Source organism: Nostoc sp. (assembly GCF_036918015.1).
Classification (GTDB): Bacteria; Cyanobacteriota; Cyanobacteriia; order Cyanobacteriales; family Nostocaceae; genus Nostoc.
In genome coordinates, this window is sequence record NZ_JBALEO010000066.1 from 34,388 (window position 1) to 51,566 (window position 17,179).

A 17,179-nucleotide genomic window follows, 5' to 3' on the forward strand; every position below is an offset into this window, starting at 1 on the left:
GGAAAACTGCATAAAAAAATGTGTCTCTATGTCATGCATAGAAACACATCCTTAAGGATTTTCAACAGGGATCTGGCTGGATAAATTTATGCTTTCACTGTCGCTTTATGTTGTGAGCGTTTGAAGAGTGACATCATACCACAAGCACCTATTGCTAACACACCTAACATCCCACTAGGTTCAGGAACGCTGGCTAGTCTATAGGCGTGGTTATCTGTTTCAAAGGCAATACCATTTGAGCGCATCACAACTCGGTCAAATGTTTCTCCTGTATCAGCTACAAGATTGACAAACATATTAGCTTCAGAGCTAGTCCAACTACCATTAGCTATAGCAGTTGGCACATCTTTACCACTAAAAGTCTTTAACAACTGATCGCCTTTGTAAATGTCAACAAAGTTATAATCATCTAATGAACCTGCATAAAAACCGAAGTAATTAACAGCTTCTTTGAACTTAATATTGACCAAACCACTGTCGCCTGCAACATTACTACCTACTGGAGCAATTGTGAGAAATTTGGTGTTATCCCCATAAGGTGAGGCGTATTGACTAGATACGCTACCTTGAACAATGTTACTAGTAATATTAGAGTAAGTAACAAATCCATTAGGATCATTTGCTGTGCCATCGTCAAAGGTGACAGTTTTGGCATCCGCGTAGCTAGAAAAAGGGCCACTATTGACTTGCAGAGTTATTGCACTAGCTGGATTCGCACTCATAACCACAGCAGTCATTCCGAGTAAAGCCAAAGAGATTTTTTGCAGCATTCTAGTAATAAACCTTGAAGAACACAAAGATAATTAAGACTGAACTTTTCTTGAAACCTAGCTATGAAAAACTAGTTTCCTTACTCCAACAACTTAGAAAAAAAAATCACAAAGAGTTATTAGGTCTTTATATATGATTGATGTTGGGTAAAACAAGCTCGAAGATGTAAGTTTATCTTGATGCTTTGTAATCCTATTTTGATTTTTATAACTCGCAAAAGATACGGTGTATATACTAAAATATCTTTAAAGATTAAGTGAAGGCTCTTGTGCAATTGTAGTGGACAGGACAAACGCATCTAAATTACTCTTGATTGCAACCAAGCTTAAGAACCAATACAGTTCAGTTAAGAAAATAATCTGTTGAGGCAGGGGAAGCAGGGGGAGAGAAAAATACTTAAGTAAACCGTATTTGGGTTAAGAACCAACAAAAAATCACTATTTATCGTTTGGTTTAGTTTTCCAGACTCAAAGCGATGTCTACGATGGGCTACCCCTAAATCTTTAGTAAGAAGAATAGGTTAGGGATCTGCGGGTTAATAGTGTCGAAACTCGGTTTATTGGTACTTTATTTTCACGCAAGTCTCTTAAACAGATTCTATTGAGAATAGACCGTTATTATTGACATAATATTCTCGCCTTCAGGAAGTGGCGAGTGGGGAATGGAAAATAGGGACTGGTGATTGAGAAATAGAGTAAAACAAGAATCAATATTTAATTGAGAATTGGGCAAACAGGGCATTAGTTAATTCTCCCCCTGCTACCCTATCTCCGCGATCTCCCTATTCCCTCACTCCCTTAACTTCTTATGCAAACTGACTCTAACAGTCCCGATCATCTTGCATCTACTAATAACGAGCCTCATCCAGGAAAGTATTTGATTCCGCGATCGCAGCGACAGAAGTTCTTTATTCAGTTTACCTTAATGACGCTCATCGGATGGGTTGTCGGTGGTGTTGCCAGTATCGCCTTAGAGAAAATTATTCTCCAAAGTCTCTCATCTAACGTTGCTAATCAACCACAAACATGGAGTATTTTGGTCAGAAGTCTCAGTAACGTTGTATTTGCCGTGATTTTCGCTGCTGACCAGAGCCTTGTGCTTTACCGATATTTACCGGGTTGGCAGTGGCTATTTGCTACTAGTGTCGGTTGGCTGATTGCCAACGGTGTTTCTACAGCCTGGATTAACTACATTTCAACCATTGCCTCATCATCTTCTGAAGATACTTTGATTTTTGGCTTTTTGTCTGCGATCGCATATATAATTTCTGGAATTTGGCTAGGGATTTGCCAATGGCTGGTGTTGAGACGATATACAGCAGGTATCTGGTGGTGGAATTTTGTACCCTCAATCTCTTTTTTCTGCATCACTATTTTGGTTTGGTTGCTTTTTATTATGCAAAATTTGATTCCAGAAACCTACCGTACTCCCATACTATATTGGAGTGGACAAGGACTGACAGCAGCGATTTTAGGAGCCATACCAGCAATTAGTTTGTGTACATTAAAAAGAAATTTACATCCCAAAACTGAAATTTCTACCTGACTTTTGTCGATATATTCTATAACCTGAATATTTATGACTCGCCCGCGCATTCTCCAACTCGGTCAAAGTTATAAATTTAGTAAGTATTTTGAATTACCATATACCCCAGCAGATATCTTGGTAGAACTGGGATGTAGTTACGAGCGCACATCGCTACAACTACCACAATATTCAGGTGTAATTGACTATTTAGAATTTTTACAGCGTTACTTACGGCGCAATATCATGCGCGTAAATCCTATCACTGAAGCTGCAAAACGTGAAGTTTTAATTGCTCCTATTTTGTTGGAAATTTGCGACAAAACGCAAACTCAACTAAATATTGAGTACCCCATTAATGTTAGTGAACAACTCAAAGGAAGTTTTGATTACTATATTTCATCTTCCAATTCACTGTTAGTAGTTGAAGCCAAGCAATCTGATTTAAGCCGGGGGTTTACTCAACTTGCAATTGAATTGATAGCACTCGACCAATGGACAGATTCTCAAACACCAACTTTATATGGTGCTGTAACAAATGGAGAAAATTGGCGATTTGGAATATTTTATCGGCAAGATAAACGGGTCATGCAAGATATCAAACTTTATCGCGTTCCCGAAGGTTTGGAAGAATTAGTGCGAGTGCTTGTAGGAATTCTTACCAATGCTAATAGTTAATTATAGCGTTTCCTAATCACATGAGGTACATTTAAGCCCCCTCCTCGCTTGCGGGGAGGGGGTTGGGGGTGGGGTTCTTGTACCTCACTCAACCGAGAACCGCTATATATACTCAAGCCACTGCACCTCAAAGGATACCACGAGTTACCCAGTACCAGTTAATTGTTATCCCAAATAGTTTCTAAACGCTCTTGTGCTATTTTGAGAGCTTTGTCGGGAGATTCACCCAGCAATGTAGCCTCGATAGCTCGACCAAGACTGTCAGAAAGACGGCTATATCCGGCAATAATCGGTCGAGCGCCAGCTAGAGGAATTTGTTCCATAAACACTTTTAACCAAGATTTTTGGTTGAGGAATTGCTGATAAGCTTCACTTTGTGCAGCTTTAAGATTAACTGGTAAAAAACCGGTACCGATACTCCATTCTTTTTGGAATTCTTCACTCAAAACATATTCTAAAAACTTGAGTGCAGCTTGCTCTCTGGCTGGTGTAGTCTTCATCACATAAAGATTTCCGCCACCTGTCACCGTAGCTTGACCAACATTTGTAGGTATGGGAAATGCGTCGTAATCAACGTTAGATTTCGTAATATAAGTCCAAGGTCCCGTAATTTGCATAGCAACGCGACCCGCTATAAAGGCATCTTCTTCATAACCACGTTCTGGAGAAGAAAGCATTGCTGAACCATCTTTCAACAGCTGCTGCCAGAATTGTAAAGCTTTCAGCGCTCCAGCGTTCGTTAAATTCGGTCGGTTATTTGTCAGTACTTCTCCGCCAGCGCTCAATAAAAAAGGAAACCAGCTAAAAACAGTCCATTCTCCCTTCCCTAAAGGCAGTAGAATTCCGTACTGTTCTGGTCGGTTGTCGCCATTGCGGTCTATGGTTAATTTTTTGGCAACTTCCCTCAATTCTTCCCAAGTCTTGGGCGTTTGTGTAATTCCCGCAGCTTCAAAAAGCTTAGGTCTGTAAAAAATACCGATGTTACTTGTATATAATGGCGCTGACCAAAGATGACCATCTAATTGCAATTCTTCAAGTAGGTTCGGGGTGATTTCTGACTTTAGGGGCAATTTTTTCAACCAATCTTCTAAAGGTATAATTGCCCTTAAATCTGCTAACTGACCTGTAATTTGCGGATAGAATGCCAAGATATCTGGAGGCACATTACCCACAACAGCTGTTAACATTTTCGGCAAGTGGGGTTGAGCTAAAAATACAGATTCTACCTGCACATCAGTATGAGTCTGATTAAATTTGTCTACCAGTTTTTCAAACACATCCCGATTAGCAGGGGGATTGATTGCTTGCCATAGGGTTAAATGAATTACTCCATCATCCTTCTGTACTAGTCCCTGACAACCAGATAAAAATATTAGGAACGAACTTAGAACAATCCCTATAAGTAACATCTGCCAAACAGAAGCGATGACTCGGCGAGAATAATGGCTTATTTGGGATAGAAAAAGGATAATCTTCATACCAGGTAGTTAATCAGATTAAGAAATATTCTCCAAAACACTTTTGGTAATACTAGTTTCTGCTCTTGTGTAAATATAAGTTTGGGGTTCGGTTACTTTTTCAGTTCTGAATATTTTTGCCGCCCGATACCAAAAGTCTGTATCTTCTCCATAAGCAATATTATTAAATCCTTTCACTTCAAAAAATACCTGTCTCTTTCCAAAAAATGTTGGTCCTAAAACACATTCTCGGAGATTAATTTTTTGACCTGGTTGAAAATAATCTGCAACCCAAACCTCTTCTTCTGTGGCGAATCCACCTTCAATCAAATCAATTTCTGGATTAGCTCTCATATATTCAATTCGCGCATCCAGATGATTTACTTTGTACGCATCATCGCTATCTAAGAATGTTATGTATTTGCCAAAAGATGCCTGTATGCCAACATTTTTAGCATACCATAGCTTCCTATTTTGATGTTTCAAATACCGGATATTTTGAAATTTTTGAATATAAGAATTGACAATTTCAAAGGTATTATCTTGGCTGCCATCATCAACTATAATCAGTTCCCAATCTTTAAAACTTTGAGCAATAACACTATCAATGCAATTGTTTAGATATTTTGCCCGATTATAGGTACAGAGGATAATTGACACTTCATGATTGAAATCAAAAACTACAGTTTCCATTTTTAAATCATTATCGTAATTGTTCGCACAATAATCCCACTAATAAAAGAGGAATTTTTAATTATTGAGTAGTAAAGTATTAAGCTGTGTTGAACAGAACCAAATTATTAACAGTCTGAAAAATTACTCCTTAGCTGTGTAAGTTTATAAAATCGTGCATAATATCATTATAATGATAAATTATCCGGCTATAATCAAAGTTTTCTCGAACATATTCTAAAATTTGTGGACGATAATATTGGTTTTTCTCAATCATCTCGCTAATTGTATCGGTAACAATTTTATGAGCTTCTGGTGTGGTATCAGTTAAAATATTATCTGGCAAAATTCTAATGAATTCTTGGTGATGCAAATTAGCGCTAGCAGATTCGGAAACAACTATACATAAACCTGCTGCCATTGCTTCTAATACTACGAGTGGTGCAACTTCTCCTTCACTAATTAAAACTAAACAGCTATAATCTGTGAGCCGAGAATAAACTTGTTCTAAACTCCATACGCCTAAATGTTTTGTGGTTGTTCCTTCAACAAAATCAGGGTCATCTAGAGGGCCAACAAAATCTATTGCAATCTTTCCATCTATAATTTTTGCTAGTAATTTCTGCTGTTTTCTTGGCTGAATCCAACCTAAACAAATAGCTTTATTATTCCCTTTAGGTTGAAAATTTACTTTCTGAGTATCAATACCGTTTACTTGCACTGCTATGTATCCAGAATACCCTGCGTTCAGTAAAAAATCTTTTGTTAAATGAGAAAGAGCAATTATCCCAGGTGCATTAAAATAATGTTGATATGCTTCTCTAAATTCTTCATTCCATTTATCAGTTTTAAACAAATAACCATCATGGCAGGTAAAACAATACTTCTGTTTAAGGTTTCGATTAAATTCGCTGACAAAACTGTAGGCGTGTAAATGCACAAAATCATAATTATTATTATTAATATATTCTATGACTTCGTTAACATCTTTCTCGTTTAAGATATCGGCTTGATGTCCAATTGTTTCTAAAAAATTTTTGTATTCATTTATCACAGTTAAAACAGAATGTGATAAGGGGGGTTCAGGAATATACCCCCAGGCGACAAGAGCAATTTTCATAAATAATTTAATTTCTCCTCACACTTTTAGATTTACTTTTCAGCCAAAATACAAGTTGCGACGGGATAATCTGGATGGTAAGCGTCTAGTTCTTCAGATGTTAGTTCTTCTACGGCTATTCCATGATAACTAGCTATGACACTGGTAGGGTTGCCATAGACATACAACTTCTGTTGTGAGAAGTTTCTAAACATCCAGGCGAAAGCATCAGGTAAAGGTCGCCAATAGTCAACGGGAGTAGCATGAACTCTAATCGCACTTGGTACCATTGCAAAACATTTTCCACCAGGTTTTAGCCAAGTGTGGATATTTTCCACCACTATCCAGGGGGCATAACAATGTTCTAAAACGTTAAAAATGATCGCTGAATCCAAAGATTCTGGTTTAATAACGGATACATCGTGAGCATCCCCAACTATATCTACTCCTGGGCCTGCTTCTAAGTTGAGAATCTGATATGATGCGCCTGGATTAATTTGATAAAAATCTTTATCTTTTGGTGTTCCTCCTATTTCTAAGATATTGCCACCAATTTGGGTTTGAGTTTCTTTCAGAAATTTGCTGAGGTAGTATCTATCGACGGGTGTACCTCTTGTCAATCCAAATGCTTGACAAATGGGAACTGTTTTTTTCAAATCACCCCAATCTATCGAACCTGTAGCAGGTGATAGTAAACCAAGATTTTCTAGATGTTCTACTAATTTACGAAAGTCTTCTATATTCTCAATAGATTCTAGGTCATCTTCTAATTTATATTGGGAAAATAATTGTGGCAATACTTGGTAAGTTTCTCTACTTAATGAACCAAGTTCATATTGCATTTCCTTTTCGATAAAACTCCGAAAGCCTTTACCAAAAATTGTCAGGCTACCATCTGCTAAAAAAACTAGGGCGTTTTGAAGAAGCTGCTCATATTTTTTGATCTCCTGAATAACTTTCTCTGCTATAGGTTCTAATTTAATTTTTTGAAATATTTGGTAAGCTGTCTCTAATGAATGTTCGTGAATAAATATTTCCAGGATTGTCAACCATGATTTTGAGGGAATAATTTCTGCGGTTCGCTGACTCCAAGCAAAAATTGCATATAACTGTGAATCTTCAACTTTTAAAAAGGCATTAGGTACATATTGTTTTGGCATATAATTAATAACTCGAAGTTTTATAATCAGGAGGATGACTTGGGTATTATAAGCTATTTTCGATTTTATTTATAATGGCATCGCATTTATTTTAAGCTTGGCTGAAAATAACAATTTAGCGTTCTTGGAAGATCCTCTTTTCCAACCCTTCCCCGGTTGCAAGAGGCAAGTGTTGCTCTACTTCTCTGGTAAGTAAGGAGTCTGGAGGGTTAGGTTTGTGATTCCTGAATCGATGCTCTGCTCTAATTGCCGCAGTACCACACTAGAGGCGATTATCTTTATTTGGATAGTCAAGTTGGTCTTAGTATTAACTATTGAACCATAGTATGTTACTGTTAATCCTAATTTCCGTAATTTAATTGGTAAAGCTAACAAAACTAGTACATAATTAATCTTGGGAGAAAAATTAATAATGGCAAAAACTAATGAAGTTGTTCCAAATATCTCTTTGTCTAGTTGGGACTATATTTCACCTGAATTTGAGATAGTTCATCCTGATTCAGCTTTTCCCAATATGATTCTTGGAGACATCAATAATTGTTATTGGTCTTATTTACGTCGAGATATTCCCCATAAATGGTATGTGGATATAGATGAGCCATTTATAGGGTTCCTCAATAGAGATGAAGCACATATTTTATATAATACGGCACTCAGATTTGCCGGAAAAAAAGCTTTAGAAATTGGTTGTTTGCGGGGTTGGTCTGCCTGTCATCTAGCATTGGGTGGAGTGGAATTAGATGTAATCGATCCTTTTCTAGCCAGAGAAGATGTTTATGAAAGTGTAAGTAATTCCCTACGACTTGCTAATGTTCTTGACTCAGTTAATTTAGTAGCTGGTTATAGCCCACAAAGGGTAGAAGAGTTAGCTAAAGAATTACAACACAAGTGGTCATTGATTTTCATTGATGGCGATCATGAAGCACCTGCTCCGCTCAATGATACGATTGTTTGTGAACCATTGGCAGAGGACGATGCTTTAATTTTGTTTCATGATTTAACTTCCCCTGATGTAGCACAAGGTTTAGACTACTTAAAGGAAAAAGGTTGGAATACAATCATTTACCAAACTATGCAAATTATGGGTGCTGCTTGGCGAGGAAATGTTGAACCAGTAAAACATCAGCCAGATCCGAAAATTAATTGGAATTTACCAAAGCATTTAGAACATTATTCTGTGAGTGGATTATGACTGTTTAACTAGAAGCGGATCTGATTTTAACTTGGATGGGGATGCGCGATCGCTAATATTCCTGCATCCCCATCTAAAGTTACCTCTACACCCACTGGTAGGGCTGCATTGGGACTATCATGGCCAAAAGGCAAATCGGAGACAATGGGAATCCCCAAATCGCCCAAGCGATCGCGCAATACTTCTTCTACACTAAAACTAGATATAGTTGGCGGCGCTTCACAACGAGTAAAGCCGCCTAAAGCAATACCGCAGACTTGAGACAAAGCACCACTCAAACGCCACTGTGTCAGCATCCTGTCAATCCGATAAGGTGCTTCGGTAACATCCTCCAACGCCAGAATTACACCATCCAGATGTGGCAAGATTGGTGTACCCAAAAGGTGAGTAGCTACCGTCAGATTACCTGGTAACAAAGCACCAGTAACCACACCACCACCCCAACCGCAACCTTTGAGAGGTGTGAAAGAACTACCTTCTACCCAATCAAATAATCGTTTAATAGACCAATCTGACTCATCTGCCAAAGTTGTCATTACAGGTCCGTGAACGCCGGAAATCCCTGCTGTATAAAGGCTCCATAATAAAGCTGTGATATCAGAAAAGCCTATAAGCCACTTGGGAAGCCCTGAAGTTGGCCAATTCCAATTTTCTAAGATGCGGGTGCTGCCAAAACCACCTCTGGCACAGAGAATACCACGACAATCAGGATCTTGCCATGCTGCTGCTAGCTGTTGACGACGGGTTTCGTCTGTTCCCGCTAGATAACCCCATTTGTCATCTATCTGGGGACTGATTTCTAATTGATAACCACGCGATCGCCAAATTTCTAGACTCTGTTTAAATTCCTCAAATTCTCGCAAAGCACCACTAGGGGCAATTACTCGTAGTAAGTCTCCAGGTTTTAGGGGCGGTGGTAAGATTTTGGATGGCATGAAAAAAGTTATGAATGAAAAGTATAATATTAACAATGCTGTAACTGTGTTAACAACACAACAACCTCATCAATTGCCTGTCGTACAACTGTTGCAGACTGATCCGACTGATTCACGATAATACTAAAAACTAGCGGCTCATATTTCGGCGCATTCATATATCCAGATAGAGAAACTACACCCGTTAACGTCCCTGTTTTTGCTTGCACAATGCCCTCAGCAGGTGTATTTTGAAAGCGGCCTTTCAGAGTTCCACTTTTACCAGCCACGGGTAAAGATGCGCGATATATATATGCTGCTGGAGTTTTTGCCATTCCCCGCAAAATTTGGACAAAAGCTTCTGGTGTTACTAAGTTACGACGTGATAAACCGGAACCATCCACTAAAATATAATTTGCTGGATCGACCCCCAATTTAGTTAAACTTGCTTTGACAACTTCTAAACCGACATCAGCACTAGTCTGATTTTTCAGTCTGGTTTTTTTCACAGCTAATGCTCTCAGCAATGCTTCAGCATAAAGATTATTACTATTTAAATTAGTTTCTGCTAATAATTCAGCTAAAGGTGGTGACTCTACAAATGCTATTTCCTGTTGATTCACACCACCATTGACTACTAATGTTTGTCCCAAAGTAATTTTTTTTGTTGCTAAAGCAGTACGGAAACGTCGTAAGAAGTAATAATTAGGGTCAACTACAGGCAAATCTATTAAAGATTCTTCAGAATTCGTTGCCAGTTGTCCTTGAATTCGTAATACTGTTCCTGATAATTCGCGGGTGACATTGACGTAGCTCGGTTGATTTTGAGGGACGGTTATTGACTGATTAATTATCCGCCACTGTTTTGCTTCGCCAGCATCAATCCACAGCACTTGCAAAGATTTGCCTACAGCCTGTGGTACAAGTTTAAAGCTAAAAATATTTTGATTCAGAATAAAGCTGCTGACTGGTACGCCATCACTTGACTGCACATCTTCCCATTGCCAGGTGGGGTTAACAATATCACCTTGAATATAACTATCATCAGCACTCAACTGCTGAATTTGAGTAATATCTTTCTGTTTTAACTGCTGTGCCAATTTTTGCAGTTCTGTATCGCTTAAGCTAGGATCTCCCCTGCCGACAACACGTAAAACACCATTGCCATTCTGATAAATAGAGGTACGAATCCGAAAATTAGCGCCCAATTCCTGCAACGCTGCTGCTGTTGTCAGCAATTTGAGGTTAGACGCAGGAGTAAAATATTTTTGAGCATCTCGACTGTAAAGAGTTTGTCCAGTTGACAGAGGTTGTATCAAAATTCCCCAGCGCCCCCGACTAAATAAGGGACGATTGATTACAGCATCTATCGCTGTTCCCAGTTGGCTAGAGCAAATTGATTTTGTGGTAGTTGTTGGTGCAACTGGGGTTTGTGCTTTTGCAATAGAACTAAATCCTATCTGGCTAGTCAAAAATATTAATAAAACACCCAGTGGTTGATTTAAAATCTTAAGTCTCACCAATTTTCCTTATCCCAAAGACAGATATTTTTACTTTGCGAACAACTTCTTTCCGGAGAGAGAAGACTTGGCTCAGTAAAGTTACTTAATTAGTATAGGGAAGATGTTCACATATTTCATACATAGGCGATTGCACAAACATAATTTATGGGACTACAAAATAGAAACCCAAGTCAACCTGCATATACAGAAATACGAAATCGAGGCAATGGTGTGAGTACATTTTTATCTGGTGTAGCTGTATTACTCTCTACTTTGGCTTTGGGATGTAGCGGCTATGTAGCTTATGAAGTTTTTACGTTGCGGCAGACACTAAATGCTACTAGTACAGCCAGTAACACCATTCCCACTCAAGTTCCAAGTTCTACAACTACAATTTCTCCACAAGCAACAATATCACCATCCCCAGCTAGTGCTACAACTTCAGCAATTAGTCCTGGTCAATTTGTGCAGCCTGCTTTTGGCAAAAAGGCAGAAGTTGAGTTGCTTTCAGCAAAACGAATTAAAGATCCAGAAACTGGAAACCGTGATGTGGTAAATCTGCAAATGCGGATTCGTCGCCTTGCCACAGATGGAGTTGTTGGTAGCGATATTATCTCGGTGGCTAGTACAACAGCCCGCAATCCTGACACTAGCGTAACCTACAAAGGAGTTGCTCTTAATCGCTCAACAGGAAGCGTTTCTTTGTTCCAAGTACGTCCACAAGCCTCCGCAGATGCTTATATCTGGCTAAGAGTTCCCGATGGTATCAATAATTTGGACATTTTTATACCAGATACAGCCGCATTTAAAAATGTACCAATTTCATTTTAGCTAGCTAACTGATATCAAATGACTCCCCATGAAGGGGAGTCATTAGTCGTTGATTATACAAGATAATGCTTTAGTTCTCTAAACAGTAGCCTGCAACCGTGAGTAGCAGTCTGAGACATAATAAAATTTCCAAAACTTTTTTTAATTACTTTCTCTTCACTTCAGGAGGAATGTCGTTGATTGCCATTGATGCAGTTTTAGTGTTGTTTATAACTGAGGTTTAAGTTCTTTAATAACCATTGGTAAGAGCGTATCCCAAAATAATTTTAAATATTTTAAATAAACAAGAATTCTAACGTCACAAGGTTAGCGAATAGGTAACACGGGATTCTAATTAGTATAAATTGTCCAGTATAGAAAATAATCCGACGCGCTAACATCAGCAGTTTTGCAGCAGAACTGTGATTTTCAGCAGTAATCAGGGAAATATAAGTTTGATTAACTTTGCAATGATCGCAATGCTGGTTCGGGGTGTTATCAGAAATGTTAACTCAAGGTTAAGGATTTAAAGTATGTTGGCTATACATACCATGACAAATGCTAATAATCTGAACTTGCGATTAGAATCTACTTTGCAAGAATTACCACTTTGGTCTGTTTACGTCGAAGCAGATAGTCCAGCAAATGATTTGAATACACTCTTTAAGCAAGAGCCTTTACTACCAGGAATTATCCTGGTGAAAAATCATGACTATCTGGGGATGATTTCTCGACAAAGATTTTTTGAACACATGAGTCGTCCTTATAGTTTCCCACTATTTTCTAAACGACCTGCAATAAATCTGATTAACTTTCTTCAGCCAGATGTGTGTATAATTTCTGAGGATACGCTCATTGTAGAAGCAAATAAGGTAGCTTTGCAGCGAGAACCTCAATTTGTATATGAGCCGATTTTAATAGAAACTCAGGCAGGTAGTTATAAGCTACTCGATTTCCATCATTTACTTTTAGCTTATTCCCAAATTCATATTTTAACATTAGCTCAACTAGAGCAAGCACAAGAACAATCTAGAATCACCAAAGTAGGTTTTCGTACCCTTAAAAATAACTATGCACGATTAATTCAGAATGAAAAGATGGCGGCTTTAGGGCAACTCGTTGCTGGTATTGCACACGAAATCAATAACCCCGTCAACTTTATTGCTGGCAACCTTGTTTATGCGATTAACTACACCCAAGATTTACTACAATTAATTAGCCTATACCAACACCATTATCCTGCACCAGTAGCAGAAATTAAAGCTGCGATCGCAGAAATGGAACTAGAATTTTTAACTAGTGATTTCCTTAACCTTCTTAATTCTATGAAATTTGGTACTGAACGTATCCAAGAGATAGTTCTTTCTTTACGCAATTTCTCTCGCCTCGATGAATCTGAGAAAAAAATCGTTGATATTCATGAAGGTATTGATAGTACTCTAATAATATTACAAAGCCGTCTAACAAACCAGCAAACAGGTCAGACAATTACTATTGATAAACAATATGGAAACCTACCCCTAGTAGAATGCTACGCTGGGTTAATAAATCAAGTATTTATGAATATTATAGTAAATGCGATTGATGCTATCTTCGAGAGTTTTGAATCAGTTTCTTCAACTCTAAAATTACCTTTAATTCGTATTTGTACTGAAGCCACAGATAATCAACAAGTAGTTATTCGCATTGCCGATAATGGTACAGGAATTCCCAAGGATATACAAAAGCGATTATTTGACCCTTTCTTCACCACTAAACCCGTTGGTAAAGGCACTGGATTGGGGCTATCCATCAGCTATCAAATTGTTGTAGAAAAACATTGTGGTCAACTGCAATGTATATCTACTATAAAAGAAGGAACTGAGTTTATTATTACAATTCCTATCGAACTTAATTCCTGACAAGTTAGTTAAAAACCTTTATTTTGGGTAAATAGTAATCGCTCTAGGCTTTTTTGCGAGTACTTCGACGCGTAGGCGCTGGGATAGCTGGTTCATAAGCCTTGAGTCCCCCATCGCCCGTAAAACCGCGATAATAAACCCACACTAATATCACCCTCATGAGGATTGGTAATAATTACAGTAACATCACCTCGCCGCATTTGTGGGTGCTTTCATCCGGCATAGGGGCCTTCAAAACCCAATTCTTGCAGACGTTTTACTAAATCACGCCAAGAAACAGGAGTTAATCTAGACATTTTTATACAGGTTTAGTCAGTTCATTGAGGTTGATACCACCGATTACAGGAATCGTTAACCTCAAATGTAACCGTAGCGCTAGCCAGTCACTTAAAGCTTCTCTTAATTCCTGTCTACATCCTTCTAGAGTTTGATGATTTGCCCAGACTCCTTGTAAGCTTGGAATTTCACCCCAATAAGTTTGATCATCTTCAATGATCTCATAAAGCGCTAGTTCCATTGCTTGGTCAATGTAGCTTGCTAGCATAATAATTAGACAATCCAGTACCTATCTAAATTTAGCTCCTAACAGTAGCTAGGTAAAGCCCAACCCAGGCATCGCACAATTTTTTCATCCTTCAACATCCCATCCAAAAAACAGCAAAGCCAGCAGACAAAGTAAAAAATTGCGTAATTACTCTATCTAACTGGCTACATCTCACTATGATTTTGGCGATTTATTTTTCTGGCGGTAAATCTACACTGTAAACAGTCTTCCCAGCCAAGTTACGCAATGTTACCGTCATCACCTTTGTATTTCCATCAATTTTCACTCCTCCAAAGAATTGCAAACCTTCACTTGGCGGTCGATTTGCTTTTGTACCTGGAGGAAGACTTTGAAATACTAATTGTGGGCCAAAAGTATTTTCTAATTCGTTTGGCCCAAATGTACCAGAGTTAAGCGGCCCGGCAACGAACTCCCAAAAAGGCTTAAAGTCGGTAAACTTTGCTTTAGCGGGGTTGTAATAGTGGGCTGCTGCGTAATGTACATCAGCAGTTAACCAAACAACATTCTGGATATTCTTGTTTTTGATAAATCGTAGTAAATCGGCAAGTTCTAATTCTCTTCCTAAAGCTGGGCCATCTCCATTTGCCCAAGCTTCAAAATTAGTGCTACCGTCTCGAACTAGCAGTCCCAAAGGCATATCACTAGCAATCACTTTCCATGTTGCTTTTGATGACAGCAATTGCCTTTTCAACCATTGCACTTGGGTTTTGCTCAAAAAGTCTGTTTCTTTACTTGGTACTGGCTGATTATTGGGGGAATTTGGCCCCCGGTAGGTGCGCTCATCCAGCATGAAAATGTCTAATAATGGGCCATAGTTGAAAGAGCGATAAATTTTCGCTTTATCTGGATTATTGCTTTCATATCCAATAGGCAGATATTCTAAAAAGGCTTGTCTTGCCCTTTGAGCTAGCAAGTTAACATCCTTAACTGTATAACGGTCATCGTTGAGGATAATTTGTCCAGGATACCAATTATTTCTTGTTTCGTGGTCGTCCCACTGCGCCAATATGGGAACTTCAGCATTGAAACGCTTGATGTTTTCATCCAGCAAATTGTAGATATAGTTACCACGATATTCTGTGAGAGTTTCTGCTACTTTTGATTTTTCTGGTGTGGTGATGTTTTTCCAAATTGTGCCGTCGTCTAAAGTTACTTCTGATTGAATCGGGCCATCAGCATAAATATTATCGCCCGAATGAATGAAAAAGTCGGGATGAAGTTGGCGCATAGTTTCGTAAATTTTCATCCCACCAAAATCAGGATTAATACCCCATCCTTGACCGGCGGTGTCGCCACCCCAAACAAAGAATATATCTCGTCCAGATTTGGGGGGAGTTCGGAAAGTACCATAAAAAGGAGCGCTGTAGGTGCGTTGATAATCTAAATCTTGGAAAATCACCCGATAAAATAATTTTTGGTCTGGTGGTAGATTCTTCAGATAAAGTCGTGCTGTAAAGTCGCTATTCTTTAAAGCATTAGGCCCGACAACTCGCTGCACATTGCGAAAAGATTCGCTAGTAGAATATTCTACAATCATTTTTGCGGGGCGATCGCTCCGACTCCAAATCACGATGCTATCGTTAGATATATCTCCGCTTGCTACACCATAAGGTATGCCAGGACGCATTCTATCAGAGGTGATAATTGCAGGTGCTTCGCCAAAAACTGGTGATTTAGCGACAAAATTTGTGGAAATAATTCCACCAGCAGTGATAGCTGAACGTAGCAAAAACTGACGCCGATTTAGCTTCAATGGGTGATGAGATTCCATACTAAATAACAGCAACCTTTAACTAAAGTATTACAGGATAAGTGTTTACCACACCTTGTTATGTCAACAAGTAAAGATTGAGTTATCTAAGGGTTAATAAAATATATTTAGTTTGATGTAATCAGAATGGTAGTCTTGATTATGAACTGGTGTGAGCAAATTTATCCATGACCGAACAGAAAAGGATACAGAGCAACTAAATTTATTTATGAGTTGGTTAATTTTTAATTTCTAATTTTTAATTCGGAGCGAAGCGACGTGACTGCTGCTGTCTTTCTAGAAAATGTCTACAAGTTTTACAACAATGTACCTGTAGTTAATGACCTATCATTCCAAATTGAAGCGGGGGAGATATTTGCTCTACTTGGCCCGAACGGTGCGGGTAAATCAACCACAATTCGGATGCTGACTACACTCACGAAACCGTCCCAAGGACGCATAGAAGTAGGTGGATATGATGTTACAAGCCAAGCAACGTTGGCAAAACAGAGTATTGGCGTAGTCTTGCAACAAGTCAGTGTGGATAACGATTTAACCGTCTGGGAAAATATGGAACTGCACGGGAGACTACATCACATTAGTAACCCGCAGCGACAAAAATTGATTAATCAATGGCTAGAGTATGTTGAGCTAGCAGAAAAACGTGATGATTTGGTAAAAACCCTGTCTGGGGGTATGAAACGACGGTTGCAAATTGCGAGAGCCTTATTGCATCAACCGCAAATTTTGTTTTTAGATGAACCAACGGTAGGACTAGACCCCCAGACTAGGCGACGCCTCTGGGAAATTATTCGGGATTTGAATAAACAAGGGATGACGATGCTACTGACGACCCACTATATGGATGAGGTCGAATTTTTGTGCGATGCCTTTGGTTCTACCAAGCCAGGACGCATCGGTATTATGGATAGCGGTAAGCTGATTTCTTTGGGAACTTTACAACAGTTGCGTTCTGCTCACGGTGAAGGTTTGGTGATGAAACAATTAGGTGTATCTAATGTGGCAAGTGATGGCGTTCGTAATTGGGAATATCTGTTTTTCCCATCCTTGGAAGCAGCAAATATCTACTTGAATGAACAGCCCGATAAAACCGGTATGATGGTGCGTCCCTCTAATCTGGAAGATATTTTTGTGGAATTAACGGGACGCCAGTTAGATTAACC

The 17,179-nt window shown here is 38.8% G+C and carries 15 protein-coding genes; 6 read left to right on the top strand and 9 right to left on the bottom strand.

Annotated features, from left to right (window positions below; all coding sequences use genetic code 11):
* Positions 1-86: 86 nt before the first annotated feature.
* A complete protein-coding gene (locus tag V7K61_RS16100) occupies positions 87-770 on the bottom strand; it encodes an Npun_F0296 family exosortase-dependent surface protein (protein WP_335054573.1) in 684 nt (227 codons plus the stop codon).
* 808 nt (positions 771-1,578) lie between these two features.
* On the opposite strand from V7K61_RS16100, the gene V7K61_RS16105 reads away from it, so the two are divergent.
* Positions 1,579-2,316, top strand: coding sequence for a hypothetical protein (locus tag V7K61_RS16105; RefSeq protein WP_335054575.1), 738 nt, complete (start codon positions 1,579-1,581; stop codon positions 2,314-2,316).
* Between the two features lie 33 nt (positions 2,317-2,349).
* Positions 2,350-2,973: a hypothetical protein gene (locus V7K61_RS16110; protein WP_335054577.1), complete on the top strand. Its 624-nt coding sequence runs from the start codon at positions 2,350-2,352 to the stop codon at positions 2,971-2,973.
* Between the two features lie 158 nt (positions 2,974-3,131).
* Here the strand turns inward: V7K61_RS16110 and V7K61_RS16115 are convergent, their stop codons facing one another.
* The 4 genes from V7K61_RS16115 to V7K61_RS16130 form a co-directional block, all read right to left on the bottom strand.
* Positions 3,132-4,451, bottom strand: a complete 1,320-nt coding sequence (locus V7K61_RS16115) for an ABC transporter substrate-binding protein (protein WP_335054579.1) — start codon at positions 4,449-4,451, stop codon at positions 3,132-3,134.
* Positions 4,452-4,469: 18 nt separating this feature from the next.
* Positions 4,470-5,123 carry a glycosyltransferase family 2 protein gene (locus V7K61_RS16120; protein ID WP_334933430.1) on the bottom strand — a complete coding sequence of 218 codons (654 nt, stop codon included), beginning with the start codon at positions 5,121-5,123 and terminating at the stop codon, positions 4,470-4,472.
* Positions 5,124-5,253: 130 nt separating this feature from the next.
* On the bottom strand, positions 5,254-6,222 hold the full coding sequence (locus V7K61_RS16125; protein WP_335054581.1) for a glycosyltransferase: 969 nt from the start codon (positions 6,220-6,222) through the stop codon (positions 5,254-5,256).
* Between the two features lie 32 nt (positions 6,223-6,254).
* On the bottom strand, positions 6,255-7,361 hold the full coding sequence (locus V7K61_RS16130) for a methyltransferase domain-containing protein (protein WP_335054583.1): 1,107 nt from the start codon (positions 7,359-7,361) through the stop codon (positions 6,255-6,257).
* A 412-nt stretch (positions 7,362-7,773) separates the two neighbouring features.
* Between V7K61_RS16130 and V7K61_RS16135 the strand changes: the two genes are divergently transcribed.
* On the top strand, positions 7,774-8,553 hold the full coding sequence (locus V7K61_RS16135; protein ID WP_335054585.1) for a class I SAM-dependent methyltransferase: 780 nt from the start codon (positions 7,774-7,776) through the stop codon (positions 8,551-8,553).
* Between the two features lie 26 nt (positions 8,554-8,579).
* On the opposite strand, the gene V7K61_RS16140 is transcribed toward V7K61_RS16135, so the two are convergent.
* Entirely contained in the window at positions 8,580-9,488 is a 909-nt protein-coding gene (locus tag V7K61_RS16140) for a S66 peptidase family protein (RefSeq protein WP_335054587.1), read from the bottom strand.
* A gap of 29 nt (positions 9,489-9,517) precedes the next feature.
* Positions 9,518-10,987: a D-alanyl-D-alanine carboxypeptidase/D-alanyl-D-alanine endopeptidase gene (gene dacB / locus V7K61_RS16145; RefSeq protein ID WP_335054589.1), complete on the bottom strand. Its 1,470-nt coding sequence runs from the start codon at positions 10,985-10,987 to the stop codon at positions 9,518-9,520.
* A 213-nt stretch (positions 10,988-11,200) separates the two neighbouring features.
* Here dacB and V7K61_RS16150 point away from each other — a divergent pair, with 213 nt between their 5' ends.
* Both V7K61_RS16150 and V7K61_RS16155 read left to right on the top strand, forming a co-directional pair.
* Positions 11,201-11,800: a hypothetical protein gene (locus tag V7K61_RS16150; RefSeq protein ID WP_335054655.1), complete on the top strand. Its 600-nt coding sequence runs from the start codon at positions 11,201-11,203 to the stop codon at positions 11,798-11,800.
* Between the two features lie 512 nt (positions 11,801-12,312).
* On the top strand, positions 12,313-13,680 hold the full coding sequence (locus V7K61_RS16155) for a sensor histidine kinase (RefSeq protein WP_335054591.1): 1,368 nt from the start codon (positions 12,313-12,315) through the stop codon (positions 13,678-13,680).
* A 298-nt stretch (positions 13,681-13,978) separates the two neighbouring features.
* Here V7K61_RS16155 and V7K61_RS16160 read toward each other — a convergent pair whose 3' ends face one another.
* Positions 13,979-14,224 (bottom strand): type II toxin-antitoxin system HicB family antitoxin, encoded by a 246-nt coding sequence (locus tag V7K61_RS16160; protein WP_335054593.1) that lies wholly within the window; start codon positions 14,222-14,224, stop codon positions 13,979-13,981.
* A 190-nt stretch (positions 14,225-14,414) separates the two neighbouring features.
* Positions 14,415-16,016: an alkaline phosphatase D family protein gene (locus V7K61_RS16165; protein ID WP_335054595.1), complete on the bottom strand. Its 1,602-nt coding sequence runs from the start codon at positions 16,014-16,016 to the stop codon at positions 14,415-14,417.
* A 258-nt stretch (positions 16,017-16,274) separates the two neighbouring features.
* Here V7K61_RS16165 and V7K61_RS16170 point away from each other — a divergent pair, with 258 nt between their 5' ends.
* A complete protein-coding gene (locus V7K61_RS16170; protein ID WP_335054597.1) occupies positions 16,275-17,177 on the top strand; it encodes an ABC transporter ATP-binding protein in 903 nt (300 codons plus the stop codon).
* The last annotated feature ends 2 nt before the right edge of the window (positions 17,178-17,179 follow it).

Excerpts from the sequence above, each read along its gene's own strand:
- V7K61_RS16100 (WP_335054573.1), bottom strand. The coding sequence starts at position 770 with ATGCTGCAAAAAATCTCTTTGGCTTTACTCGGAATGACTGCTGTGGTT.
- V7K61_RS16105 (WP_335054575.1), top strand. The coding sequence starts at position 1,579 with ATGCAAACTGACTCTAACAGTCCCGATCATCTTGCATCTACTAATAAC.
- V7K61_RS16110 (WP_335054577.1), top strand. The coding sequence starts at position 2,350 with ATGACTCGCCCGCGCATTCTCCAACTCGGTCAAAGTTATAAATTTAGT.
- V7K61_RS16115 (WP_335054579.1), bottom strand. The coding sequence starts at position 4,451 with ATGAAGATTATCCTTTTTCTATCCCAAATAAGCCATTATTCTCGCCGA.
- V7K61_RS16120 (WP_334933430.1), bottom strand. The coding sequence starts at position 5,123 with ATGGAAACTGTAGTTTTTGATTTCAATCATGAAGTGTCAATTATCCTC.
- V7K61_RS16125 (WP_335054581.1), bottom strand. The coding sequence starts at position 6,222 with ATGAAAATTGCTCTTGTCGCCTGGGGGTATATTCCTGAACCCCCCTTA.
- V7K61_RS16130 (WP_335054583.1), bottom strand. The coding sequence starts at position 7,361 with ATGCCAAAACAATATGTACCTAATGCCTTTTTAAAAGTTGAAGATTCA.
- V7K61_RS16135 (WP_335054585.1), top strand. The coding sequence starts at position 7,774 with ATGGCAAAAACTAATGAAGTTGTTCCAAATATCTCTTTGTCTAGTTGG.
- V7K61_RS16140 (WP_335054587.1), bottom strand. The coding sequence starts at position 9,488 with ATGCCATCCAAAATCTTACCACCGCCCCTAAAACCTGGAGACTTACTA.
- V7K61_RS16155 (WP_335054591.1), top strand. The coding sequence starts at position 12,313 with ATGTTGGCTATACATACCATGACAAATGCTAATAATCTGAACTTGCGA.
- V7K61_RS16160 (WP_335054593.1), bottom strand. The coding sequence starts at position 14,224 with ATGCTAGCAAGCTACATTGACCAAGCAATGGAACTAGCGCTTTATGAG.
- V7K61_RS16165 (WP_335054595.1), bottom strand. The coding sequence starts at position 16,016 with ATGGAATCTCATCACCCATTGAAGCTAAATCGGCGTCAGTTTTTGCTA.